The organism is Cellulomonas sp. JZ18, assembly GCF_009720485.1.
In the GTDB taxonomy this organism is placed as follows: Bacteria; Actinomycetota; Actinomycetes; order Actinomycetales; family Cellulomonadaceae; genus Cellulomonas.
Map to the genome: position 1 here is coordinate 3,016,254 of NZ_CP045245.1, position 23,982 is coordinate 3,040,235.

Sequence of the window (23,982 nt, forward strand, 5' to 3'; positions counted from 1 at the left end):
GCGGTACCGGCCGGTCCGGCGGCGGCGGGCCGACGCGGGACGCGGGTCGTGCGGGTGGGGCGGGGTGACGCGCGGTGCAGTCCTTCTCAGGTCGCCTCGTCGTCGAACGGCGCGGGACCGGACAGGCCCCCGGGCGTGCGCGCGGTGCCCGTCCGGGCGCCGGTCGCGGCGCCGGCGGCAGCGCGTCCCGCGCGCGGCGGGGCGGTCGTGCCGACGTCCTCCAGCAACGCCTCGCGGACGATGCGACGGGGGTCGTAGCGCCGCGGGTCGAGCGCGGCCCAGTCGACGTCGCGCGCGGCGTCGCCGAGCTCGTCGTCGACGCGGCGGCGGGTGTCCCGCACCACGTCGCGCAGGCGCCGGACCCACCCCGCGAGCTGCTCGGCGTACGCCGGCAGGCGCTCCGGCCCGATCACCAGCGCGGCGACGAGCAGCAGCACGAGCAGCTCGCCACCGTTGATGCCCAGCACCCCGACAGGGTACCCCCGGCGGCGGGCGCCGGACGGCGGTGGCGGCGGGCGCCGGACTGCGGTGGCGGCGGGCGCCGGAGACGGGCCGGACGCGGCCGCGCCCGGTGGCCGTCAGTCCGAGGGGAGCTCGTCGAGGCGCACCCGCACGTCACGCTCGCGCCCGTCCGTGCGCACCCGCAGCTCGACCGTGTCGCCCGCCTGCCGTGCGCGGATCGCGACGATCAGCTCCTCCGAGGTGGTCACGGGCCGTCCGTCGATCGTGAGGATGACGTCACCGCGCCGGATGCCCGCGCGGTCCGCGGGTCCGTCCGGGGTGACGGAGGGGCGCCCCTGCACGTCCTCGCCGCGCACGCGCACGCCCTCGCCCGTGTACGCCTCGTCGAGCAGCACCCCGATCACCGGGTACGTCGCCCGGCCGGTCGTGATGAGCTGCTCCGCGGTGCGGCGCGCCTGGTTCGAGGGGATCGCGAAGCCCAGGCCGATGCTGCCCCCGGCGGCGCCGAGGCCGCCCGGCAGCTGGGCGATCGCCGAGTTGATGCCGACGACGCGGCCGGCCGCGTCCACGAGCGGCCCGCCCGAGTTGCCCGGGTTGATCGCGGCGTCCGTCTGGATCGCGTTGATGAACGTCTGGTCGGTGCCCTCCCCCGCCACGACGGGACGGTTCCGGGCGCTGACGATGCCGGTCGTCACCGTGCCGACCAGCCCCAGCGGGGCGCCGACGGCGACCACCGGGTCGCCCACGACGACGGCGTCCGAGTCGCCGAGCGTCAGCGGTGTGAGCCCGGTCGCCTCCACCTTCACGACGGCGAGGTCGTACTCGCTCGTGGCGCCGACGACCGACCCGGGCAGCTCGGTGCCGTCGGCGAACACGACGACGAGCCCGCCCTCGCCGGCTCCCGCCACGACGTGGTTGTTCGTCAGCACGTAGCCGTCCTCGCGCAGGACGAACCCCGACCCGGAGCCGGAGCCCTCCGCGCTCTCGACCTCGATCGACACGACGCTCGGCAGCACGCCGGCGGCGATGCCCGCGATCGAGGCGGGGTCGCGCTGCACCGGGGCCGCGGCCGAGGGGGCGGGCGGCAGGTCGGCAGTCGCCGGGCGCCGGTCCTCGCCCCACGTCCGGGAGCCGACCACGCCCCCGACCAGACCGGCCACGAGCGCGACCACGACCAGGGGCGCGACCCAGGCGAGCGACAGCACGCGCTGCGGCCGCGGGCGCCGGCGCGGGTGCGCCGCGGGCGCCGGCCAGCCGGCCCCGAGGTGCTGCGCCGCACCCTCGCCGTGGCCGGGCCCGCCCGGGCCGGGCACGCCAGGCGTGCCGGGCGCGGCCGCCGCCCGGCGTGCGTCGGGCGGCGGGACGTGCTGCGGCGGGACGTGCTGCGGCGGGACGTGCTGCGCTGGGACGGGGTGCGTCGGTCGCGGGCTGGGCGACGGCCACGGCGTGGCCGAGGCGGGTGCGGGGGCGCCGGGCGACGGTACGGGCGGCTCGGGCGCGGGGCGCGCCGCGTCGGCCGGCGCGGCTGCGGCGGGCACCGGCGCGGGTGCGGCAGGCACCGGCGCGGCTGCGGACGCGCCCGTGGTCGGCCAGAAGGCGCCGGGCGCGGGACCGTGGTCGCGGGGCGAGGGTGCAGGAGCGCCGGGCGCGGGACCGGCGGCCGCGGGTGCAGGAGCGCCGGACGGCGCGCCCGCGTCGGCGGACGGCGGCTCCGCCGGCTCGGGTGCGCGGCGGTACGACGACGGGCGCGCGAACAGGTCCGGCCCCGGCCCGTCGGCGGGCGGGCGCTCGTCCGTCACCGGCCGTCCACCGCGTTCGTCACGGTCTGCCACCCACGGCCGATGCGGCCCGCGACGGTGTCGTCGTACCCGCCGGACGGGAAGGCGGCCACGATCGCGTCGACGTCCTCCACCCCCTCCGTCCCCACGACCTGGACGACGGTCGACTCCGACTGCCACACGACGAGCCAGGGCTCGGTCGACAGCACCCGGACCTCGCGGCCGCCCACGGTGCGCACGGGCGCGCCGGCGAGGGCGTCGGTGTCGAGGCGGCCCTGCTGCTCGGTGACGACGACGGTGCCCGACGGTGCCGCGAGCTCGACCTCCAGCACGCGCCGGTCGTCGCCGCTCCACCGGATGGCGCGGACGCGCCAGTCGGCCGGCAGCTCGCGCGGGAACGTCCACCCGTGCGCGCGCAGCCACGCCACGGTGTCGTCGGAGACCGGGACCGCCTCGACCGCCGCGCCGGGCTCGTCGTGCGTCAGCAGACCGAGGACGGTCGCCGGGTGCGCGGACGGGGCGACCACGGGACGCTCCCCCAGCGTGAACAGCATCGCCGCGACGGCCCCGAGGCCCGCGACCGACCCGACGAGCAGCCGGCGCGAGGAGCGGCGGGCGACGACGTCGCCGCGCAGCGCGCGCGTGGCGTCGTGCGGCAGGGCACGTGCGGGGCCGGCGCCGGCGAGCGGGACGGCGAACGGGTCGCGGGCCGGCGGGACGGCCGGGGCCGGCGGTCCCTGCTGCGACAGGGACAGCAGCCGCGCCGTCAGGTCCTCGGGGGACGCACCTCGTCGGCCGCGGCGAGCGCACGACGCGCGGCCCGCGCGGCCGCGAGCTCGCGCGCGCACAGCGGGCACACGGCCACGTGCGCGAGCGCACGCTCGGTCGCCGCGGCGTCCAGCTGGCCGTCGGCGAGCGCGCTGACCCAGGACCCGAGGTGCGTCACCCGACCTCCACGGCGGACGGTGCGGGCTCCCCCGCGGTCTGCTGCGGGACGGACGGGCGCCGGTGCTCGAGCGCGTCCCGCAGCCGCGCGCGGGCGCGGTGGATGCGCGAGCGGACGGTGCCGAGCTTGATGCCGAGCGTCACCGCGATCTCCTCGTAGGACAGGCCCTCGATGTCGCACAGCACGACCGCGGCCCGGTACTCCGGGGGCAGCGCGTCGAGCGCGCGCTGCACGTCGTGGTCCAGGTTCGCCGCCTCGAAGGCACGCTCGGGGGTGCTCAGCGCGTCGGGCGACGACCAGCGCTCGGTGTCGTCACCGATCGACTCGATCCGCACGCGCTGCTTGCGTCGCGCCATGTCGAGGAAGAGGTTCGTCGTGATCCGGTGCAGCCAGCCCTCGAACGTGCCCGGGCTGTACGTGTGCAGCGAGCGGAAGACGCGGACGAACGTCTCCTGCGTGAGGTCCTCCGCGTCGTGGCGGTTGCCGGTGAGGCGGTAGGCGAGCCGGTAGACGCGTCCGGAGTGCGTGCGGACGATCTCCTCCCACGACGGGACCTGCCACTCGGCGGGCGGGGTGCTCATCGGTCGGTGATCGTCTCCTCGCGTGCCGGCGGGACGGTCCCGCCGGGACGTGCGCCGCCAGTCTCCCAGGTCCCCGCCCCGGGCTCGACCCGTGTTCGTCGTGGGCGGAACGACCGGCGCGGCCGACCGGTTCCCGGGACCGGCGCTCCCGCGGCACTACGCTGGCGTCGGCGCAGGTCCGCGCCCGTCGGGCGTGGTCCGCCACGGACCGCGCCACGCCGGGCCAGGCCAGGCCAGACCACCTGGCAACGCACCGCACCGCACCGCACCGCACCGCACCGCACCGCACCGCACCGCACCGCACGATCGAGCAGGAGGACGCCATCTCCACCGACAAGGCCCAGAGCTGGGTCTACTGCGAGGAGTTCCTCGCCGAGGACGACGTGCTCCTGCGCGCACGCGAGCGCGCGTCCCACCTCGGCTGCACCCCGGTGCTCCCGGGGGCCGGGGCCGCCCTGCGGGTCCTCGCGGCGACGGCGCAGGCGCGCGCGGTGGTGGAGATCGGCACCGGTGCGGGGGTCGCGTCCCTGTACCTGCTGCGGGGCATGCCGGCGGACGGCGTGCTCACGACGATCGACATCGAGCTCGAGCACCAGCGCGCCGCCAAGGAGGCGTTCGCCGAGGACGGCGTGCGCAGCACCCGGACCCGCACGATCTCCGGACGCGCGTCGGACGTGCTCCCCCGCCTCACGGACGGCGGCTACGACATGGTCGTCGTCGACGCGGACGTCGAGGGCACCCCGGGCTACGTCGAGCAGGCGGTCCGCCTCCTGCGCCGCGGGGGCGTGCTCGCGGTCGACGACGCGCTCTGGCACGACCGTGTCGCCGACCCCGCCCGCCGGGACGAGGCGACGACGACGATGCGGGACGTGGGACGCCAGGTGCGCGCCGACGACCGCCTCGTGCCGGCGCTCCTGCCGGCCGGCGACGGGCTCCTCGTCGCGGTCCGCCGCTGACGCAGCCGGCGTCCGGCCGCCCGCCGCGGTCACCCGGCCCACGCTCTCGCGCGGGCCGGGCACCAGCCGTCAGTCGAGCCGCGTGAGCCAGTCCAGGAGCAGGCGGGCGCCGTAGCCCGTCGCCCCCTCGGTCACCTCGTGCTTGTCCGCCGGGGCGCGCCCCGGCCCGGCGATGTCGAGGTGCGCCCAGGCGCGCGCGCCGACGAACCGGCGCAGGAACAGCGCGGCGGTGATCGAGCCGCCGCCGATGTGCCGGTCGACGGGCACGTGGCGCAGGTCCGCGACGCTCGAGCGGACCGCCTCCTCGTAGTCGTCGACGAGGGGCATGTGCCAGGCGAGCTCGCCCGTGCGCTCGGCGGCGGCGAGCAGGCCCGTGACGACCGCGTCGTCGGTGCCGTAGAGCGCGGCGTGCTGCTTGCCCAGGCCGAGGGTCGCCGCGCCCGTGAGCGTGGCGACGTCGACGAGGACGTCGGGGTCGAGCGTGGCGTCCGCCCAGGCGAGGGCGTCGGCGAGCACGAGCCGGCCCTCGGCGTCGGTGTTCGCGACCTCGACGGTGGTCCCGCCGTACAGGCGCAGGACGTCGCCCGGCCGGTACGACGCCGCGCCGACGTGGTTCTCCGCGAGCGGCAGCACCGCCGTGACGCGGTGCGGGACGCGGGCCTGCGCCGCGGCGAGCACGGTCGCGAGCGCGACGGCGGCACCGGCCATGTCCGTCTTCATCGGCACCATGGCCTCGCGCGGCTTGATCGACAGGCCGCCCGTGTCGTACGTGATGCCCTTGCCGACGACGACGACGTGCCGGCCGGGCCCGGCCGCCGGGGTCCAGGAGACGCGGACGAGGCGCGGCGTCGAGGCCGAGCCCGCACCGACGGCGAGGATGCCGCCGAAGCCGCCCGCGGCGAGCTCGCGCGGACCGAGCACCTCGACCTCGAGGCCGGCGCGGCCGGCCAGGCGGCGCGCGCGCTCCGCCATCCAGGCGGGGTCCTTGACGTTCGAGGGCGTGTTCGCCAGGTCGCGCACGAGCCAGGTGGCGGTGGCCGCGACGCGCGCGGCGTCGACGGCCGCGGCGACCTCGGGCGCGTCCCGTCCGAGGAGCACGAGCTCCGCGGGGGCCTTGTCGTCCGAGGACGACGCCATGCGCGGCACCGTGTAGGACGCGAGCAGGTAGCCCTCCACGACCGCCCGGGCGGCGTCGGCGGCGGCCGGGACCACGTGGTGCGTCTGCGCCCCGACGGTCGCCGCCACCCGGCGCAGCCCGCGCGTCGACCGCGCGAGCGCGGCACCGGCGCGCCGCAGGGCGGTCGGGCTCTCGTCGCCGACGCCGACGAGCACGATGCGCGCGGGCAGGCCCGCCCACGGCAGCACCACCGACGAGCCCACGGGCTGCGGCAGGTGCACGGTGAAGGCCTCACCCGCCGCGCCGGTCAGGCCGGCCCGCTCGGCGAGCTCGGCGAGGTCGATGCCGTACCGCGCGGCGGCCTCGGGCGTCCCGGTCCGCGGCTGGAGCACGTCGTCGCCCGGGCGCGCCGGCGCGACCTGCACCGCCACGGCGTCGACCGACCCGTCCTCGAGGAGGGGCGAGTCGACGACCGTGGCGCCGTGCAGGACGACGGTCGGCGGCGTGCGGCCGACACCCGAGGCCGAGCCGCGGGCGGCGGACGCCCCGGGGGCGCGGTCCGCCCCGGTGCGCCGCGCAGGGGTGCGCGGGGTCATGCGGTCGTCAGCTGACGACGGAGGTCAGCGCCTCGCCGAGCTCGGCGGCCTCGGTCGCGTTCAGCTCGACCACCAGCCGTCCGCCGCCCTCGAGCGGCACGCGCATGACGATGCCGCGCCCCTCCTTGGTCACCTCGAGCGGTCCGTCGCCGGTCCTCGGCTTCATCGCGGCCATGCGGCCTCTCCTTCGCCTCGTGCGTGGCCGGCCGACGGGCGCCGGGCAGGCCCGACCCTCGCTGGATCAGTCCCTGATCAGCCGGTTGTCCGCCGACCATCCTAGTTCACCCGGGCACGGCGGCGGGCGGAGCCGGTGGCGGTGACGCCCGGACGGGCGTGGTCCGGGCCGGTCGACGGACCGCGGCGCGCACCGGTCACGGGTCACGGGGGCCAGTCGCCGCCGGGGTTGAACTCCCACATCTGCCGCACCCACAGCACCTGCAGGCCGAGCATGAGCACCAGGACCGCGGTGAACCACGCGCGGCGCGCCCACGCCGGGCGGGTCACCGCCCCGGCCGTCACCGCCCCGAGCGGGAAGGCCAGGAGCAGGAACCGCGCGAGGCTGCTGCCCGGCTCGATGACCGCGAGGATGTAGACGACGTAGGCGGCGCCCCAGGCGTGCAGCTCCGGCCCCAGCCGCCAGGCCGCCGGCACCAGCAGGACGGCGGCGACCAGCAGGAACCCCGCGACCGTGATCCACGTCCCCCAGGCGCCGAACCAGAACTGCGGCACGTAGGTCCACCCCGAGAACGGGACGACCTCGCGCACGCCGCGCCACGCCTCCTGCGTCTGCAGGTACCCGTCCGGGACCCCCGTCGCCCACCCGCAGATCGCGGGCCAGGCGAACCCGGACAGGCCCGCGAAGGCGGTGAGGCCGACCAGGCCGGCCGCGCTCGCCGGGCGCAGGTCGTCCTCGCCGCGCCGGGTCCGCCACCACCGCACGGCCAGGTGGACCGCGACGACCGCGGCCATCGGCAGCGCGACCGCGCGCGTGAAGCCGAGCGCGAGGACGACGACGGCCGTCCACGCGTAGCGCCGCCGCACGAGCAGCAGCAGTGCCGAGGCCACGAGCAGCAGCGCGAGCGACTCGGTGTAGGCGACCTGCAGGACCGCGGCGGTCGGGAACGCGCACACGAGCGCGACCGTGGCCAGCGGCAGACCGGGCCGCGCCGCGACGGCCCGCGGCGCACCGTGCCGCACCGCCTCGTGCACGACGAGGGCGGCGGCCGCGCCGAGCAGCAGCGCCAGCACCGGGGCGAGCACGACCCACGTGCCGCCCGTGACGGTCATGAGCCCGCGCACGAGCATCGGGAAGAGGGGGAAGAACGCCCACGCGTTCTGCTGCACCAGCCCGTCCGCCCCGCGCGGCAGCTGCGCCGGGTAGCCGTCCTCGGCGATCTGCCGGTACCAGGAGCCGTCGTACATGAGCGCGACGGACGACAGGTAGTCCGGGCGCGCACCGGTCCACAGGTTCGCCTCCTGCACCTGCGCGGTCCACACGAAGGCCACGGCGGCCAGCACGCGCGTCGCGGCGTGCACCAGCAGCACGTGCACCCACCACGGCCACGCCCGGACGCGCTCCCAGGGGGACGGCGGCCGCGCGACGGCGGGGTCCGCGTCCGCCGCGTCGGTGCCCTCGGCGCGGACCGCCCCGTCGCGCCCGCTCACACCATGCCCCGGACCGCGAGCGCGGGTGCCCGCTCGGCGCGCACGGCGGCGACCATGTCGACCGTGCGGCGCGTGGCCGCGACGTCGTGGACGCGGAAGACGCGGGCGCCGAGCCAGGCAGCCACCGCGGTGGCCGCGAGCGTGCCCTCGAGACGCTCCTCGGGCGGCAGCCCCAGGGTCTCCCCGACGAGGTCCTTGCGCGACACTGCCATGAGCACAGGGTGCCCGATCTGCACGATCCGCGGGGTCCGTCGCAGCAGGTGCAGCGAGTGCCACGTGGTCTTGCCGAAGTCCAGCGTGGCGTCGACGAGCACCGAGGCGGGGTCCACGCCGAGCGCGACCGCGCGCGCGGCGGCCGCGGTCAGCGTCGCGACGACGTCCGCGACGACGGCGTCGAGCGGGTCCGCGGCCTCGTCGCCCGCCGGCGGCGCGTACGCCACCCGCCAGGGGTCGGTGCGCGGCGTGGCGCCGCCGGTGTGCGAGCAGACCACGCCGAGGCCCCGCTCGGCCGCGACCTCCACCAGCTCCGGGTCGTGGCCCGCCCACGTGTCGTTGACGAGGTCGGCCCCGGCGTCCGCCGCGGCGCGGGCGACGGGTGCGCGCCACGTGTCGACGCTGACCAGCAGGTCCGGGTGCCGCCGGCGCACGCGCTCGACGACCGGCACGACGCGGGCGACCTCCTCGTCGACGTCGACGCGCGGACCCCGTCCGGCCCGGACGCCGCCGACGTCGAGCAGGTCCGCCCCCTCCGCGACCGCGCGGTCGACCGCGGCGTCGATCCCCCGCTCGTCGTGCCGCGCCGCGGCGTAGAACGAGTCGGGCGTGCGGTTGACCACGGCCATGACCACGGGGTGGTCGGGACCGAACGCGCGTCCCCGCAGGCGCAGCGGGGCGGCACCGGCGGGGACCCCGGGCAGGGGCCCGTCCGGCGGCCGCGCGGCGGCGGCGCGGGGATCGGGCGCCCCCGGCGCGGCGCGGGCGCTCGCGTCGGTGCTCGTGTGGGGGCTCGCGTCGGGGCCGCTCACCAGCCCCCGTCCGCGTCCGGTGCCGGCTGCCCGTCCACGGGATGCGCCACCGGCGTGCCGTCGGACGCCCGGGCGGCCGCCGCCTGCGCCCGCTGCGCCGCGCGCACGGCGGCCTGCTCCTCGGCCCGCAGCTCGGCCCCGCGGCGCACGACGATGTCGACCGCCTCCTGCGCGCTGCCGGCGACCTGGAGCAGGTCGAGGTCCGCCTCGCCGATCATGCCGTGCGCCAGGACGCTCTCGCGCAGCCACGTGAGCAGGCCGGTCCAGTAGTCCCCGCCGAGCAGGACGATCGGGAAGCCCGTCACCTTGTGCGTCTGCACGAGCGTGAGCGCCTCGAACAGCTCGTCGAACGTGCCGAAGCCGCCCGGCAGCACGACGAACCCCTCCGAGTACTTCACGAACATCGTCTTGCGCGCGAAGAAGTAGCGGAAGTTGACGCCGAGGTCGACCCAGCGGTTCATGCCCTGCTCGAACGGCAGCTCGATGCCGAGGCCGACCGACAGGCCGCCGCTCTCGGCCGCGCCGCGGTTCGCCGCCTCCATGACACCGGGCCCGCCGCCCGTGATGACGCCGTAGCCGGCCGCGACGAGCCCCTTCGCGACGTCCCGCGCCAGCGCGTAGTACGGGTCCTCGGGCTTGACGCGCGCCGAGCCGAACACGCTCACCGCCGGACCGATCTCCGCGAGCGCGCCGAAGCCCTCGACGAACTCGCTCTGGATGCGCATGACGCGCCACGGGTCCTCGTGCAGCCACGCGGCGCCCTCGCCGCGTCGCAGCAGCCCCTGGTCCGAGGTGGTCGCCGGGATCTGGTCGCCGCGCAGGAGCACCGGGCCGCGCCGGTACTCCGGCGCCGGTGCCGACGTGTCGTCGTGGGTCATGCGCCGACTCTAGGTCGTCCGTGCCGCGGGCTCAGGACGAGCGCTCAGGACGTGTGCGCAGGACGAGGCGGCGGGGTCGCGCGCACGTCGCACGGCCCGCCGGTGGGTCAGGACAGCCCGAGCGGCAGGTCCTCGGGCCGGGCACCGGTGAGCCACGCGGCGAGCGCGTCGCGGCTGCGCACGACCTGGTCGACCGGGCAGCGCTCGTCCTGCGTGTGCGCGAGCAGCGGGTCGCCCGGGCCGAAGTTCACGGCCGGCACCCCGAGGGCGGTGAACCGCGCGACGTCGGTCCACCCCTGCTTCGCGGCGGGGCGACCGCCCGTCACGGCGAGGACCGCGGCGGCGAAGTCCTGCGCGAGGGGGTCGTCGAGGCCGGGGCGCGCACCGGGGGCCGCGTCGACGACCTCGACGTCGTACCCGGCGAGGACCTCGCGCACGTGCGCGGACGCCTCCTCCACCGACCGCGAGGGCGCGAAGCGGTAGTTCACGGTGACGACGCACTCGTCGGGGATGACGTTGGTCGCGCGGCCGCCGGCGATGAGCACCGCGTTGAGCCCCTCGCGGTAGGTCAGGCCGTCCACCTCGACCGTCGCGGGCCGGTAGGCCGCGAGCCGCTGCAGGACCTCGCCCGCCGCGTGCACGGCGTTCTCGCCCGTCCAGGCGCGTGCGGAGTGCGCGGCCACGCCGTGCAGGCGCACCTCGGCGCGCAGCGTGCCGTTGCACCCGCCCTCGATGCCGCCGGCCGTCGGCTCGCACAGGACCGCGAAGTCCCCCGCCAGCCAGTCCGGGTGGTGGCGTGCGACGCGGCCGAGCCCGTTGAGCGCGGCGTCGACCTCCTCGTGGTCGTAGAACACCCACGTGACGTCGTGCACGGGCTCGTCCAGCGCGGCCGCGAGGGACAGCTGCACCGCGACGCCCGCCTTCATGTCGACCGTGCCGCGCCCCCACAGCACGCCGTCCTCGAGCCGGGTCGGGAGGTTGTCCGTGACGGGCACGGTGTCGAGGTGGCCGGCGACGACGACCCGCCGGGCACGGTTGCGCCGCGTGCGGGCGACGACCGCGTCCCCGTCGCGCAGGACCTCCAGGTGCGGGTGCTCCCGCAGGGCCGCCTCGACGGCGTCCGCCAGACGGGTCTCGTCGCCGGAGACGGACGGGATGTCGCACAGCTCGCGCGCGAGCGTCACGACGTCGGCGGACAGGTCCAGGGTGTCGACGGCCACGTGCCCGACCCTACGCCGCGGACCGCTGCGGGCCCGGGCCGGAGCCCGGGCCGCGCCGGCGGGTGCCGTGGAGCGCCGGGACGGGCGGGCGGCGCCCAGACCGTAGGCTTGGCGACCATGACCGACCGCACGGCCTGGGGCCACGGCCTGGCCACCCTCACCCCCGACGGCACCGTCCTCGACGTCTGGTACCCGGCGCCCGCGCTGGGCGCGCCGCCCGCGGACGCCGCCGTCCCGGCGGACCTGCGTGCCGCCGAGCGCGACGACGACGTCCGCGACGTCCGCGTCCGCGCCGTCACGACCGTCGTCGACCTCGACGCGCCGCCGGCGGACACCGCTGACGCCTACCTGCGCCTGCACCTGCTCTCGCACCGGCTCGTCGCCCCCCACGGCCAGAACCTCGACGGCGTGTTCGCGGTGCTGCCGAACGTCGTGTGGACCAACCACGGCCCGTGCGCCGTCGAGGGCTTCGAGGCGACCCGGCTGCGGCTGCGCGCCGTCACCGGCGCACCCGTCACCGTCTACGGCGTCGACAAGTTCCCGCGGATGGTCGACTACGTGGTCCCGGCCGGCGTGCGGGTCGCCGACGCGGACCGCGTGCGCCTCGGCGCGCACCTGGCCGCCGGCACGACCGTGATGCACGAGGGCTTCGTGAACTTCAACGCCGGCACGCTGGGCACCTCGATGGTCGAGGGCCGCATCTCGGCCGGCGTCGTCGTCGGCGACGGGTCCGACATCGGCGGCGGTGCCTCGATCATGGGGACCCTGTCCGGGGGCGGGCGCGAGGTCGTCTCGGTCGGCCGGCGCAGCCTGCTCGGCGCGAACGCCGGTCTCGGCATCCCCCTCGGCGACGACTGCGTGGTCGAGGCGGGCCTGTACGTCACGGCCGGCACGAAGGTGCGCCTCGTCGGCTTCGACGTGCCCACGGCCACGACCACCGAGGACGGCGCGCGCGTGGTCAAGGCGCGCGACCTCGCGGGGGCCGACAACGTGCTGTTCCGGCGCAACTCCACGACCGGCGCCGTCGAGGCCGTGGCCCGCTCGGGCGCGGGCGTGCACCTGAACGCCGCCCTGCACAGCAACTGACGGTGGCGGCCCGCCGACGACGCGGCCGCCGCGGCGGCTGCGTGCCCGCGCTCGTCACGTCCGTCGCGGTGCTGGCGCTGCTCGCGCTCGGCGTCACCGGGGTCGTCGCGCTGCTCGACCGCACGCACCCGGCGTCGCCGCTGGCCGAGCGCTGCACCGCCCACCTCGACGGCACGGACTGGACCCTGTCGCCGGACCAGGCGCAGAACGCCGCGCTGGTCGCGGCCGTCGCGGTGCGCCGCGGCCTGCCCGCACGTGCGGTCACGATCGGGCTCGCCACGGCGCTGCAGGAGTCGAGGCTGGTGAACATCGACTACGGCGACCGCGACTCGGTGGGGCTGTTCCAGCAGCGGCCCTCGCAGGGCTGGGGCACGGTCGAGCAGATCATGGACCCCGTCTACTCGACGGGCCGGTTCTACGACGGGCTCGTGCGGGTGTCCGGCTACGAGCAGCTCGAGATCACCGTGGCCGCGCAGGCGGTCCAGCGCTCCGGGTTCCCCGACGCGTACGCACAGCACGAGGTGCGCGCCCGTGCCTGGGCGTCGGGCCTCACGGGCTTCTCCCCCGCGACGGTCACGTGCAGCCTGCGCCCGGCCGAGGGTCCCGCCGACCCCGACCGCGCCCTGGCCCGCCTCGTGCGCGACCTCGGCGAGCTCCCGGTGGCCCTCACCCCGGCCGCGGAGGGCGCACCCGCCACGGTCGACGTCACGGCCGACGCCCTCGCGGCGGACGCGCCGGACCGCGCCGCCTGGGTCGTCGCGCACTGGGCGGTGGCCGTGGCGGACGAGGTGGACGTCGACGCGGTGGCCGTGGGCGACCGGACCTGGTCCCGCGACGAGCCGGCGTGGGAGCCCGCGCCCGCACCGCTGCCCGCCGGTCAGGTGCGGGTCACCCTCGCCGGCTGAGCCCGGTACGACGACGGAGCCGGTGCCACCCCAGGGGGCGGCACCGGCTCCGGTGCGTGTGCGTGCCGCCCTGGTCCGGCGGCGGCTCAGCGCGGGGTCAGCGCGCTCGAGGGTGGCTCAGCGGTCCTCGACGGCCACGTAGTCCCGCTCGGTCGCACCCGTGTACACCTGGCGCGGCCGGCCGATCTTCGTCTGCGGGTCGTTCATCATCTCGCGCCACTGCGCGATCCAGCCGGGCATGCGCCCGAGCGCGAACAGCGGCGTGAACATGCGCGGCGAGAAGCCCATCGCCTTGTAGATCAGACCCGTGTAGAAGTCCACGTTCGGGTACAGCTTGCGCGAGACGAAGTAGTCGTCGTGCAGCGCGATCTCCTCAAGGCGCATCGCGATGTCGAGCTGCTCGTCGTTGCTGCCGAGCGCCTGCAGCACCTCGTGCGCGCTCTGCTTCACGATCGCGGCACGCGGGTCGTAGTTCTTGTAGACCCGGTGGCCGAAGCCCATGAGGCGGACGCCGTCCTCCTTGTCCTTCACGCGCCGCATGAAGTCCGTGGCGTCACCGCCGTTCGCCTGGATCTCGTCGAGCATCGCCAGGACGGCCTCGTTGGCGCCGCCGTGCAGCGGACCGGAGAGCGCGTTGATGCCCGCGGCGACCGAGGCGTAGATGTTCGCGTGGCTCGAGCCGACGATCCGCACGGTCGACGTGGAGCAGTTCTGCTCGTGGTCTGCGTGCAGGATGAGCAGCTTGTCGAGCGCGTTGACGACGACCGGGTCCGGGTCCCACTGCTGGTAGGGCACGGCGAACGTCATGCGCAGGAAGTCCTCGACGTACCCGCGCGAGTAGTCCGGGTACAGCAGCGGCTCACCCTTGGACGTGCGGTGCACGTAGGACGTGATCGTGCGCGTCTTCGCCAGGATCAGGACCGTCGCGAGCTCGACCGTCGCGGGGTCGAAGGGGTCGAGCGACTCCGGGTAGAACGTCGACAGCGCGTTCAGGGCGGACGCCATGACGGCCATGGGGTGCGCCTGCCGCGGGAACGAGCCGAGGAACGTGCGGAAGTCCTCGTGCACGAGCGTGTGCCGGTTGACCCGCTCCTCGAACGCCGACAGCGTCGCCGCGTCCGGGAGCTCGCCGTGGATGAGCAGGTACGCGACCTCGAGGAACGAGGACTTCTCGGCGAGCTGCTCGATGGGGTAGCCGCGGTAGCGCAGGATGCCCGCGTCACCGTCGATGTAGGTGATCTGCGACTCGCACGCGGCGGTGTTCATGAACCCGGGGTCCACGGTGACCATGCCCGTGTCCCGCAGCAGCGAGGAGACCACGATCCCGTCGTTGCCCTCGGTGGCGGGGACGACCGGCAGGTCGCGCGCCTGCCCGCCCACCACGAGCTGCACGGGGGCCTGGACCGGGGCGGTGACGACGTCCGACATGGTGTTCCTTCCTGCGTCGACCAACGGGAGCAGCAGCCCCGGCGGTGGCCGGGCTCCTCGACGACCGACGCGAGGGATGACCCCCGTCGGCCCGCTGCGACGGTACCCGCGGCACGCCGCTCTTGACGAATGAGCGACCGTCCCTTGGCCGCCGTGTGAGGCGCCTCACACGACGGGGTGACCACTGTACGGCGCTGCGGTGTGCCGCGCCTACGCCCCCTGCAGGCGGGCAGCGGCCTCCGCGACCCGCTCGTCGGAGGCGGTGAGCGCGACGCGCACGTGCCCGGCCGCCGCGGCGCCGTAGAACGCACCGGGCGCGACGAGGACGCCGAGGCCCGCCAGGTCGGCCACCGTCCGCCAGGAGTCCTGCCGCGGCCCCTGCGGGCGCACCCACAGGTACAGGCCCGCGCTCGAGTGGTCGACGACGTAGCCGGCGGCCTCGAGCCCGGCGCGCAGCACCGCCCGGCGGCGGCGGTAGCGCTCGCGCTGCTCGGCGACGTGGTCGTCGTCGCCGAGCGCGACCGTCATCGCCGCCTGGACCGGAGCCGGCACGATCATGCCCGCGTGCTTGCGGGTCTCGAGCAGGCGCGCGACGAGCGCGGGGTCGCCCGCGAGGAACGCCGCGCGGTACCCCGCGAGGTTCGACTGCTTGGACAGCGAGTACGCCGCCAGGAGCCCGGTGAGGTCACCGCCCGTGACGCGCGGGTCGAGCACGCTCGGCACCCCCGCCGACGCCCACGGCTCGTCCCACGCGAGCTCCGCGTAGCACTCGTCCGACGCGACCACGACGGGACGGCCGGTGCGCGCCGAGGCCGCGCGGGCGGCCTCGACCACCGCGCGCAGCTCGTCCACGCCCAGCACGGCCCCGTGCGGGTTGGCCGGCGAGTTGAGCCACACGAGCCGGACGTCGTCACGCGCGGCGAGCTCGGCGGCCGGGTCGTCGGTCGGCACGGGGGCCGCCCCCGCGAGCCGCGCACCGACGTCGTACGTCGGGTAGGCGGTCGCCGGGTGCAGCACGGCGTCACCCGCGCCGACCCCCAGCAGGGCGGGCAGCAGCGCGACGAGCTCCTTCGAACCGACCGTGGGCAGCACCGCCGCGGGATCGAGCCCGGGCACGCCGCGCCGACGCGCGAACCAGGCGACGACGGCCTCGCGCAGAGCGGGCGTGCCGTGGGTCGTCGGGTAGCCCGGTGCGTCGGCGGCCGCGGCGAGCGCCTCGCGCACGAGCGGCGGCGTCGGGTCGACGGGCGTGCCGACCGACAGGTCGACGATGCCGCCGGGGTGCCGGCGCGCCTGCTCGGCGTACGGCGCGAGCGTGTCCCACGGGAAGTCCGGCAGGGCGCCGGTGAGCAGGCCCACGCCGGTCAGCCCTCGACCGGCGCGGGCGCGAGCGCGCGGCTCACTCGCCGTGGATGCGCAGCGGCAGGGTCGCGATGATGGGGTGGTCGTGCTCGATCTCCCCCATCTTCGCGGCACCGCCGGGCGAGCCGATCTCGTCGAAGAAGTGCACGTTCGCCTCGTAGTACTGCGACCACTGCTCGGGGACGTCGTCCTCGTAGTAGATGGCCTCGACGGGGCAGACCGGCTCGCAGGCACCGCAGTCGACGCACTCGTCGGGGTGGATGTAGAGCGAGCGCTTGCCCTCGTAGATGCAGTCGACCGGACACTCCTCGATGCACGCCTTGTCCTTGACGTCCACGCAGGGCTCGGCGATCACATACGTCACGGCTCGTCCTCCACAGGTGCAGCGGTCGACCTAGTATCCCCCACGTGGCGGCGACGACGACCCGACGTCCATGGTCCGACACGGTGCGGGACCGGCGGACGGCATGAACGGCCCCCGTGACGCTCCCTGGCGCGCCTGGTCACCGGGCGTGCGCGTCGTCGTCCGCCGTCGGCGCGACGACCTCCCGGCGGACGGCGGCACCCTCGGCGAGCCCCCGTACACGGACGTCCTCGGGGACCTGCTCGCCGTCGACGACGCCGGCCTCACGGTGCGCACGCGCGGCGGCGACGTGCACGTGCCGGCCGCCGACGTGCTGCTCGGCAAGGTCGTCCCGCCCGCACCCGTGCGCCGCCCGCGCCCGGCCCCGCCCGTCTGACCGCCCGCGGCGCGGGGCCCCTCGACGGACGCGCCGGACGCGACGACGCCCGCCCGGGCGGACCGGGCGGGCGTCGTCGGCGGCGTCAGGGCGTGGGCGTCGGCGCGGGCGGCGCGCCGCACACCACGCGGTTCTGCGGCTTGTACCGCCACGTGTCGGACTCGGTGTCGACCAGCTCCCCGTTCAGGTAGACCCGGCGCGTGTTCGTCACCGTGAAGCCGGGGTTGCCGGCGCTCTGCGGGGAGCACGTCGCCGACTGCGAGTAGACCGTGGTCGGCGCGACGACCCCCGAGCGGCCGCTCTTCTCCGTCTCCACCGTGAAGTGCTTCGTGCCCCAGATGCGCACGTGCGCACGCCCGTCGGCGACGAACCCCTGCACGAGCGCCCCGTACGGCGTGTTGTTCTTCCACTTCATGTCGAGCACGCCGGTGAAGATCGTCGCCTCGCGACCCTCGGGGTAGCGCTGGAACCACTCGCTGTGCGGCGTGTGCTCGACGTCCTCGAAGCCCGCGAAGTAGGCGGCGTTGAAGACGGTGGTGGAGACCTGGGAGAGGCCGCCGCCCCACGCGTCGGTGTGCTCGCCGTTGACGATCGCGCCCGCCTGGACGAACCCGTGCGCGGCGTCCACCGGGCCGAGCGCCTCGGTCAGCGAGAACGTCTCGCCCGGGCGCACCAGCGTGCCGGTGATGTTGGCGAGGCCGGTCGCGATGTTCTGGGTGCGGCGCGGCTCGCTCGTCAGCGGGGTCGAGAACTCGGACACGACCTCCTTGACGCCGAGCGCCTCGAGGGCGGCGCGCGTCTGGGCGGGGTCGGACTGCACCAGCTCCACCGGTGCGAGCCGCTGCTCCGCGGTGACGGCGCTCGCCACCGACGACGCCAGCGCGGCCGGGTCGATCGTCGTGCCGGGCTCGCCGCCGACGATCACCGGCGCGTCGCCCTGGAACTCGAACCGCGCGTCCGCCGCCGCCGTCACGACGTCCGGCACCTGCGCGAGCACCGCCTCGGTCAGCGCCTGGCCGTCGAGCTGCAGCTGCAGCGCGCCGTCCACCGGCACCATGCTCGCGCTCGCCGTGAGCGTGGGGACGTCGAGCGTCGCCTGCCGGTCCCCGACCTGCACCGTCACCGGCGCGGAGGCGAGCCGCTGCGCCACCTCGGTGAGCGCCTGCTGCGTCTCCTCCTGCGTGATGTCCGGCTCGACGGGCGTCGTCGGCAGCGGCAGCGGCCGCTCCCCCACGAGCCACTCCTCCTGGACCTCGGTCGCCGCGGCGGCGAGGTCGAGCTCCCAGCCCTCGACGGCGTCCGTCGCGTGGGCGGCACCGTCCGCGAAGACGACCGTGCCGTCGACGGGGGCGAGGCGCACCGTCTCGGACAGCGACGCCAGAGCCGTCTCGAGCGCGTCCTCGTCGACCTGCGTCACGGGGGGCTGCGCGTCCACGCCGACGACCTGCCGCCACAGGCGCACGGGCTCGGTGAGGTCCACCCCCGTCAGGCGTGCCACCGTCGCGTCGGCGTCGAACGCCAGGCCGGCCGCTGCCGGGTCCAGCTCCGCCTGCGCGTCCTCGGCGACGACCGGCAGGGGTGCGTCGACGCGGTCCTGCAGGCCCGCGGTGAGGGCGCTGCGCGCCTCGTCGGCCGTCATGCCGCCGATCTCGACGCCGGCCACGTGCGCGCCGCGCGGGACGCGGTCCGCCAGCGCGTAGGACGCACCGACGTACGCGCCGCCGAGCAGGACGACGACCCCGCCCACGACCGCGAGGGTGCGCGGCCAGCGTCGCCGGCCGTCGTCCGGCTCGAACACGTCGAGCGGCGAGGGGTCACGCTCCGCCTCGGGCGTGTGCGGCACCGGTCCGCCCGGCACGGGGCGGGCGGCGCCGGCACCCGCGTCGGTGGTGGGCCACGTGCGCGTGGCGGGCCCCTCCGCGTCGTCGCGTGCGGCGACGCGGTCGGGAGCGTCCGCCGGGGTCGGCGTCGCGTCGTCGACCGGCGGCAGGGCCTGCGTGGGGGCGGCGTCGGCGGCGCGGCCGGTGGCTGCTGCGGACGCGGCGGCCGCGGCGGCCGGCGCGGCGCCGGGTGCGGGGCCGTCGGCAGGGCCGGCCACGGCGGGCGTGCCCGTGGGCGCCGTGTCGTCCGGGGTGGTGCCGTCCGGGGTGGTGCCGTCCGGGGTGGTGCCGTCCGACGCGGCTGCGGGGACGACCTCGGCCGGGACCGTGTCGGCGGGGCCGGCGGCGTCGGCGGGGTCGGCGTCGGCGGGGTCGGCGTCGGCGTCGTCGGCGGCGTCGGGGTCGGCGTCGGTGTCCGCGGGGTCGACGTCGGACGGGGCGGCGCTGGCCGGGACCGGGGCAGCCGCGTCGTCCGAGCCCGGTGCCGCGTCGTCGGCGGGCGCCGGACCGGCGGACGGCTCGGCCGCCTCGCGCGGGGCGCCGTCGGACGGGGTCACCGCGGACGCCGGTGCGCTCCCGGACGCCGGGGCGGCCGCGGACGGCTCGCCCTCCTCGCGTCGCAGGGCGTGCGCGGGGACGCCGACGGCAGCGGCGTTGAGAGCCGTCATGGCGAGCGCGGACAGGCCGCCGAGGTCCAGGGGGCGGGTCGGCGCGCGGCCTCGCCGAGAGCGGCCTCGCCCGGGGTCCCGGACGAGCCGTCCTCGTCACGGCCCTGCTCGTCACGGCCCTGCTCGTCCCTGGCTGCGTCGGCGGCACGTGCGCCCGCGCTCGCGGACGACCCCGCCTCCGCGGCCCCGCGGGCGTCCGCCGCGGCGGGCTCTGCCGCTGCGTCGTCGGGGGTCGCCGGCGGTGCGGTCACGGCCACGTCCTCCCACGAGGGCCAGGCGGCGAGCGCGGGGCCGGACCGCAGCGGGCGCGGCCGGTCGGCAGGACGCGTGCGCGGCGACGCGGCCGCGCCGCCGCCGGGGGCCTGGTCCGCACGACCCGCGTGAGCGGCACGGGCCTCGTCGGCGTCAGGCGCCTGCGCGGCGCCCTGCGGCCCGGCGGCGTCGGCGTCGGCGGCCGGGGTGGGGGCGGCCGGTGTGCGGGCGGCGTCGGCGTCGCCGTCCGCGACCGACGACGGCACGCGCGGCGCCGGGACGCCCGCCGCCTCGCCCGTGGCGGGCGCACCGGTCGCGCCGTCCGGCGTCCCGCCGTCCTGCGTCGTCCCGTCGGCCGTGGTGCCGCGCTCGGTGCCGTGCGTCATCGATCCCCCGTCGTGCTCTGCAGCGCGCAGACCGCGCCCGGGCGAGTCTACGGTGCGCCACCACCGCTCCGAGGGTGCCGGTGGCGGCGCGCGGGAGGATCACCCGCGCGCCGACCGGTCGCGGGACGGGGCCGGCGGGCGCCGTGCGCGCCGTGGGCTCAGCGCACCGGGCGCACGCGGCCGCGCAGGTGCACGAGCCCGCCGGCGGCCGGCGCACCCTGCGCGACCGCGAGCACGTCCCCGACGACGACGTCGTGGTCGCCGGCGGGGTGCAGCGCCGACGTGCGGCAGTCGAACCACGCCGCAGCGCCCTCGAGCCACGGCGCGCCCGAGACGGGTGCCGGCACGTGGGGCACGCGGTCGAGCTGGCCGACGGCGGGACGTCCCGGTGACGCCAGCCAGTCCGCGACGTCCGCCTGGTCGTCGCCGAGCACGCTCACGGCCCAGGTGTCCACCTCGTCGAGGACGTCGCGCAGCCGCGAGTCGGCGTGCACGCAGAAGAGCAGGAGCGGCGGGTCCAGCGAGACCGACACGACGGAGTTGACGGTCGTGGCGTGGGCGATGCCGCGGCGCACGACCGTCACGACGGCGACGCCGGCGGGCAGGCGCCCGACGGCGGCGCGGAACGCGTCCTCGTCCGCGCGGACGTCGGCGGGGTCGGTCACGGGGTGGCGGGGTCCGGGGGCGGCGCCGGCGCGGTGCGGACGGGGTCGTCCTGGACCCAGCGCCGCGGCACCAGCGCGACGAGCACGACCGCGACCGCGGCGCCCAGGATCCAGCCCCAGCCCCACAGGTCGGTGCCGGGGACGAGCACGTCGCCGCCCGGGCCCTCCCCCGCCAGCGTCGTGGCGGCGATGAACAGGCCGCCGACGGCCCCGACGTACGTCGCCCAGCCGTGCCACGCGCGCGCGGTCAGCAGCGCCGCCAGCACGAGCGCGAGGCACAGGACCAGACCCCACGGACGGACGGCGCGGTGCATCACGGTGCCCAGCACGCCGACGACGGCCCCCAGCACGAACGTCACGGCGGCGCGCCCGAGGAGCGCGGTGGTGGGCGGCTGCACGGCGTCAGGCTACCGGCCGCGCACCGGCGGGCCAGGCGAGCGGCGCCGCGGCGCCGGAGGCGTGCGCACGCGGGCTGCCGGGGCGTGACGGTAGGACTCGACCGGCAGGACCGGTGCCAGCAGCCGGTTGCTCAGCGCGTAGCACCCGACCAGCGCCGGCTCGCCGTCCACCGCCCGCACCGCCTGCACCTGGGTCGCGTGCGCACGCAGCGCCGCGAGCACGCGCTCGCGCACGGGCGCGACGTCGACGACCACGTCCACCGCGTCGTCGGGCACGGCCACCGAGGCCGGCTCCTGCGCGGGGTCGGGCAGCGCGAGGCCCGCCCCGTCGGGACCCAGCGCGGCGCGCACCGCGCCGCCCGCGAGGGCAGCCTGGGCGCGACGCAGCGCGTCGCTGCCCTGCGCGGACCACAGCCCGACGGGCACCGTGTGGGCGGCGGCGCCCTCGTCGGGGGCCGTGGCCGCGAGCGCCACCGCGCGGGTGGTCACCTCGTGCACGCGCACGTGGTCCGGGTGCCCGTAGCCGCCGCCGGGCTCGTACGTCGCGACCACGTCGGGGCGACGGCGGCGCAGCACGCGGGCCAGCGCCTCCGCCGCGTCGCCCACCGGGACGCGCACGAACGCACCCGGGGGACGTCCTCGGCGGCACCCGCACGCGCACCGGCGACCCACGCCATCCCGGAGTCCTCGTACCGCCGGTCCGTCCCGGCCACCTCGTCGAGGAAGACGTGGTCACGCACGCCCAGCGCCGCGAGCGCCGCGCGGAGCTCCTCGACGCGGTGCGCGGCGAGCGCCGGGCCGTCGCCCTCGAGGTGCGCCCACCGCTCGCCGATGACCTCGCCGCGCTCCCCCCGCGTCGCCGTGACCACGGCGACCGGCAGGCCGGCCGCCGCCCACGTCGCCAGCAGGGCGCCGGTCGCGAGCGACTCGTCGTCCGGGTGGGCGTGGACGGCGACCAGGCCGCCGGTCGGGTGGGTCACGCGCGCTTGTTGCGGGCGGTGATGCGGGCGCGCTCGGTCTGGTCGAGCACGACCTTGCGGATGCGGACGATCTCGGGCGTGACCTCGACGCACTCGTCCTCGCGCGCGAACTCGAGCGACTCCTCGAGCGTGAGCTTGCGCGGCGGCACCAGGTTCTCGAACGACTCCGCCGTCGAGGAGCGGATGTTGTTGAGCTTCTTCTCCTTGGTGATGTTGACGTCCATGTCCTCGTTGCGCGCGTTCTCGCCGACGACCATGCCCTCGTACACCTCGGAGGTCGGCTCGACGAAGAACGTGCCGCGCTCCTGGAGGTTGAGCATGGCGAACGGCGTCGCGACGCCCGCGCGGTCCGCGACGAGCGAGCCGTTCGTGCGCGTCTCGATCGGGCCGGCCCACGGCTCGAAGCCCTCCGCGATGGAGGACGCGATGCCGGTGCCGCGGGTCTCGGTCAGGAAGCGCGTGCGGAAGCCGATGAGGCCGCGCGCCGGGACGACGAACTCCATGCGCACCCAGCCGGTGCCGTGGTTGCTCATCGTCTCCATGCGGCCCTTGCGCTGCGCGAGCAGCTGCGTGACCGCGCCCAGGTACTCCTCGGGGACGTCGATGGTCATGCGCTCGGTCGGCTCGAGGACCTGGCCGTCGACCTTCTTCGTGACGACCTGCGGCTTGCCGACGGTGAGCTCGAAGCCCTCGCGGCGCATCTGCTCGACGAGGATCGCCAGCGCGAGCTCGCCGCGGCCCTGCACCTCCCACGCGTCGGGACGCTCGGTCGGCAGGACGCGCAGCGACACGTTGCCGATGAGCTCGCGGTCGAGGCGGTCCTTGACCTGGCGCGCGGTGACCTTGTGGCCCTTGCCGCCCTTGCCGGCCAGCGGGCTGGTGTTGATGCCGATCGTCATCGAGATCGCCGGGTCGTCGACCGTGATGAGCGGCAGCGGCCGCGGGTCGTCCGGGTCCGTCAGGGTCTCGCCGATCGTGATGTCCTCGATGCCGGCGACCGCGACGATGTCGCCGGGGCCCGCCTGCTCGGTGGGGACGCGCTCGAGGGCCTTCGTCTCGAGCAGCTCGGTGATGCGCACGTTCTGGGTCGTGCCGTCCTGGCGGGCCCACGCGACCGTCTGCCCCTTGCGCAGGGTGCCGTTGTGGATGCGCAGCAGCGCGAGACGACCGAGGAACGGCGAGGCGTCGAGGTTCGTCACGTGCGCCTGCAGCGGCGCCTCGGGGTCGTACGTGGGCGCCGGGATCTTCTCGAGGATCGTCGCGAACAGCGGCTCGAGGTCCGGGCTGTCCGGCAGCCCGCCGTCCGCGGGCTGCTCGAGCGACGCGCGGCCGACCTTGGCGGCGGCGTAGACGACCGGCACGTCGAGGATCGCGTCGAGGTCGAGGTCCGGGACGTCCTCGTGCAGGTCCGACGCCAGCCCGAGCAGGAGGTCGGTCGCCTCGTGCACGACCTCGTCGATGCGCGCGTCGGGGCGGTCGACCTTGTTGACGACGAGGATGACCGGCAGCTTCGCGGCGAGCGCCTTGCGCAGCACGAACCGCGTCTGCGGCAGCGGACCCTCGGACGCGTCGACGAGCAGGACGACGCCGTCGACCATCGACAGGCCACGCTCGACCTCGCCGCCGAAGTCCGCGTGCCCCGGGGTGTCGATGACGTTGATCGTGATGCCGTCGGGCTGCCCGACCGCCGCGGCCGCGGGTCCGGAGTACCGGATCGCGGTGTTCTTCGCGAGGATCGTGATGCCCTTCTCGCGCTCGAGGTCGCCCGAGTCCATCGCGCGCTCGTCGACGTGGTCGTGCGCGCCGAACGCGCCCGACTGCCACAGCATGGCGTCGACGAGGGTGGTCTTGCCGTGGTCGACGTGGGCGACGATCGCGACGTTGCGCAGGTCGGAACGCACGGCGGCGGCCTGGCCGGTTGCGGGCATGCGGGTGCTCATCTCACGAGGAAGAGGGGGAGGCGCCGACGGCGGCGCGGCTCCATCTTACCGGTCCGGGCCGCACCGGC

At 76.8% G+C, this 23,982-nt stretch carries 25 protein-coding genes; 4 read left to right on the forward strand and 21 right to left on the reverse strand.

Translation table 11 applies throughout. From position 1 onward, the window contains the following. Positions 1-86 precede the first annotated feature (86 nt). From GC089_RS13655 to sigE, 5 genes are all read right to left on the reverse strand, one after another. Positions 87-467, reverse strand: coding sequence for a Sec-independent protein translocase TatB (locus GC089_RS13655; protein ID WP_155378117.1), 381 nt, complete (start codon positions 465-467; stop codon positions 87-89). Positions 468-578: 111 nt separating this feature from the next. Further along, entirely contained in the window at positions 579-1,775 is a 1,197-nt protein-coding gene (locus GC089_RS13660; protein WP_230684814.1) for a S1C family serine protease, read from the reverse strand. Positions 1,776-2,257: 482 nt separating this feature from the next. Next, entirely contained in the window at positions 2,258-3,088 is an 831-nt protein-coding gene (locus tag GC089_RS13665) for a zf-HC2 domain-containing protein (RefSeq protein ID WP_230684815.1), read from the reverse strand. Continuing rightward, positions 3,007-3,186 (reverse strand): zf-HC2 domain-containing protein, encoded by a 180-nt coding sequence (locus GC089_RS19230; RefSeq protein ID WP_230684816.1) that lies wholly within the window; start codon positions 3,184-3,186, stop codon positions 3,007-3,009. The genes GC089_RS13665 and GC089_RS19230 overlap by 82 nt, the downstream gene beginning before the upstream one ends. Further along, on the reverse strand, positions 3,183-3,767 hold the full coding sequence (gene sigE, locus GC089_RS13670) for an RNA polymerase sigma factor SigE (protein WP_155378118.1): 585 nt from the start codon (positions 3,765-3,767) through the stop codon (positions 3,183-3,185). Before sigE ends, GC089_RS19230 begins: the two co-directional genes overlap by 4 nt. 323 nt (positions 3,768-4,090) lie before the next feature. Here sigE and GC089_RS13675 point away from each other — a divergent pair, with 323 nt between their 5' ends. Then, positions 4,091-4,723 (forward strand): O-methyltransferase, encoded by a 633-nt coding sequence (locus tag GC089_RS13675; protein WP_155378119.1) that lies wholly within the window; start codon positions 4,091-4,093, stop codon positions 4,721-4,723. Positions 4,724-4,792: 69 nt separating this feature from the next. Here the strand turns inward: GC089_RS13675 and GC089_RS13680 are convergent, their stop codons facing one another. The 6 genes from GC089_RS13680 to dapE all read right to left on the reverse strand — a co-directional run bounded on the left by GC089_RS13680 (position 4,793) and on the right by dapE (position 11,224). Continuing rightward, positions 4,793-6,436, reverse strand: a complete 1,644-nt coding sequence (locus tag GC089_RS13680) for a M17 family metallopeptidase (RefSeq protein WP_155378120.1) — start codon at positions 6,434-6,436, stop codon at positions 4,793-4,795. Between the two features lie 7 nt (positions 6,437-6,443). After that, on the reverse strand, positions 6,444-6,611 hold the full coding sequence (locus GC089_RS13685) for a DUF3117 domain-containing protein (protein WP_013772033.1): 168 nt from the start codon (positions 6,609-6,611) through the stop codon (positions 6,444-6,446). 203 nt (positions 6,612-6,814) lie between these two features. Further along, positions 6,815-8,101, reverse strand: a complete 1,287-nt coding sequence (locus GC089_RS13690) for a hypothetical protein (protein ID WP_155378121.1) — start codon at positions 8,099-8,101, stop codon at positions 6,815-6,817. After that, entirely contained in the window at positions 8,098-9,018 is a 921-nt protein-coding gene (gene folP / locus GC089_RS13695) for a dihydropteroate synthase (RefSeq protein ID WP_370514116.1), read from the reverse strand. The genes GC089_RS13690 and folP overlap by 4 nt, the downstream gene beginning before the upstream one ends. A gap of 104 nt (positions 9,019-9,122) precedes the next feature. Further along, the gene (locus GC089_RS13700; RefSeq protein WP_155378122.1) at positions 9,123-10,004 is read right to left on the reverse strand and encodes a TIGR00730 family Rossman fold protein; all 882 of its coding nucleotides are present in this window, start codon (positions 10,002-10,004) and stop codon (positions 9,123-9,125) included. 107 nt (positions 10,005-10,111) lie between these two features. Next, a complete protein-coding gene (gene dapE, locus GC089_RS13705) occupies positions 10,112-11,224 on the reverse strand; it encodes a succinyl-diaminopimelate desuccinylase (RefSeq protein WP_155378123.1) in 1,113 nt (370 codons plus the stop codon). Between the two features lie 117 nt (positions 11,225-11,341). Here dapE and dapD point away from each other — a divergent pair, with 117 nt between their 5' ends. After that, positions 11,342-12,310, forward strand: coding sequence for a 2,3,4,5-tetrahydropyridine-2,6-dicarboxylate N-succinyltransferase (gene dapD, locus GC089_RS13710; protein ID WP_155378124.1), 969 nt, complete (start codon positions 11,342-11,344; stop codon positions 12,308-12,310). Positions 12,311-12,351: 41 nt separating this feature from the next. Further along, positions 12,352-13,215, forward strand: a complete 864-nt coding sequence (locus GC089_RS13715) for a hypothetical protein (RefSeq protein ID WP_155378125.1) — start codon at positions 12,352-12,354, stop codon at positions 13,213-13,215. Positions 13,216-13,332: 117 nt separating this feature from the next. On the opposite strand, the gene GC089_RS13720 is transcribed toward GC089_RS13715, so the two are convergent. From GC089_RS13720 to fdxA, 3 genes are all read right to left on the reverse strand, one after another. After that, entirely contained in the window at positions 13,333-14,643 is a 1,311-nt protein-coding gene (locus tag GC089_RS13720; RefSeq protein WP_155378126.1) for a citrate synthase, read from the reverse strand. Positions 14,644-14,853: 210 nt separating this feature from the next. Further along, entirely contained in the window at positions 14,854-16,002 is a 1,149-nt protein-coding gene (gene dapC / locus GC089_RS13725; protein WP_196250710.1) for a succinyldiaminopimelate transaminase, read from the reverse strand. A gap of 40 nt (positions 16,003-16,042) precedes the next feature. After that, complete coding sequence (fdxA, locus tag GC089_RS13730; protein WP_155378127.1) at positions 16,043-16,369, reverse strand: ferredoxin; 327 nt, start codon at positions 16,367-16,369, stop codon at positions 16,043-16,045. 103 nt (positions 16,370-16,472) lie between these two features. Between fdxA and GC089_RS13735 the strand changes: the two genes are divergently transcribed. Then, positions 16,473-16,745 (forward strand): hypothetical protein, encoded by a 273-nt coding sequence (locus tag GC089_RS13735; RefSeq protein ID WP_155378128.1) that lies wholly within the window; start codon positions 16,473-16,475, stop codon positions 16,743-16,745. Positions 16,746-16,830: 85 nt separating this feature from the next. Here the strand turns inward: GC089_RS13735 and GC089_RS13740 are convergent, their stop codons facing one another. The 7 genes from GC089_RS13740 to typA form a co-directional block, all read right to left on the reverse strand. Next, complete coding sequence (locus tag GC089_RS13740) at positions 16,831-19,293, reverse strand: VanW family protein (protein WP_155378129.1); 2,463 nt, start codon at positions 19,291-19,293, stop codon at positions 16,831-16,833. Next, positions 19,290-19,931 carry a hypothetical protein gene (locus tag GC089_RS13745; protein WP_155378130.1) on the reverse strand — a complete coding sequence of 214 codons (642 nt, stop codon included), beginning with the start codon at positions 19,929-19,931 and terminating at the stop codon, positions 19,290-19,292. The genes GC089_RS13740 and GC089_RS13745 overlap by 4 nt, the downstream gene beginning before the upstream one ends. Positions 19,932-20,089: 158 nt before the next feature. Beyond that, entirely contained in the window at positions 20,090-20,596 is a 507-nt protein-coding gene (locus GC089_RS13750) for a flavin reductase family protein (RefSeq protein WP_155378131.1), read from the reverse strand. Then, entirely contained in the window at positions 20,593-20,994 is a 402-nt protein-coding gene (locus GC089_RS13755; RefSeq protein ID WP_155378132.1) for a hypothetical protein, read from the reverse strand. The genes GC089_RS13750 and GC089_RS13755 overlap by 4 nt, the downstream gene beginning before the upstream one ends. Positions 20,995-21,003: 9 nt before the next feature. Then, positions 21,004-21,570: a hypothetical protein gene (locus tag GC089_RS19670; protein WP_370514008.1), complete on the reverse strand. Its 567-nt coding sequence runs from the start codon at positions 21,568-21,570 to the stop codon at positions 21,004-21,006. Continuing rightward, complete coding sequence (locus GC089_RS19675) at positions 21,480-21,974, reverse strand: PIG-L family deacetylase (RefSeq protein WP_255449014.1); 495 nt, start codon at positions 21,972-21,974, stop codon at positions 21,480-21,482. The genes GC089_RS19670 and GC089_RS19675 overlap by 91 nt, the downstream gene beginning before the upstream one ends. After that, a complete protein-coding gene (gene typA / locus GC089_RS13765; RefSeq protein ID WP_155378133.1) occupies positions 21,971-23,902 on the reverse strand; it encodes a translational GTPase TypA in 1,932 nt (643 codons plus the stop codon). The genes GC089_RS19675 and typA overlap by 4 nt, the downstream gene beginning before the upstream one ends. Between the last annotated feature and the right edge of the window lie 80 nt (positions 23,903-23,982).

Coding starts and splice junctions, on each gene's coding strand:
- dapD (WP_155378124.1), top strand. CDS start 11,342: ATGACCGACCGCACGGCCTGGGGCCACGGCCTGGCCACCCTCACCCCC.
- GC089_RS13720 (WP_155378126.1), bottom strand. CDS start 14,643: ATGTCGGACGTCGTCACCGCCCCGGTCCAGGCCCCCGTGCAGCTCGTG.
- GC089_RS13745 (WP_155378130.1), bottom strand. CDS start 19,931: ATGACGCACGGCACCGAGCGCGGCACCACGGCCGACGGGACGACGCAG.
- sigE (WP_155378118.1), bottom strand. CDS start 3,767: ATGAGCACCCCGCCCGCCGAGTGGCAGGTCCCGTCGTGGGAGGAGATC.
- GC089_RS13740 (WP_155378129.1), bottom strand. CDS start 19,293: ATGACGGCTCTCAACGCCGCTGCCGTCGGCGTCCCCGCGCACGCCCTG.
- GC089_RS13700 (WP_155378122.1), bottom strand. CDS start 10,004: ATGACCCACGACGACACGTCGGCACCGGCGCCGGAGTACCGGCGCGGC.
- typA (WP_155378133.1), bottom strand. CDS start 23,902: ATGCCCGCAACCGGCCAGGCCGCCGCCGTGCGTTCCGACCTGCGCAAC.
- GC089_RS13680 (WP_155378120.1), bottom strand. CDS start 6,436: ATGACCCCGCGCACCCCTGCGCGGCGCACCGGGGCGGACCGCGCCCCC.
- GC089_RS13685 (WP_013772033.1), bottom strand. CDS start 6,611: ATGGCCGCGATGAAGCCGAGGACCGGCGACGGACCGCTCGAGGTGACC.
- GC089_RS13735 (WP_155378128.1), top strand. CDS start 16,473: ATGAACGGCCCCCGTGACGCTCCCTGGCGCGCCTGGTCACCGGGCGTG.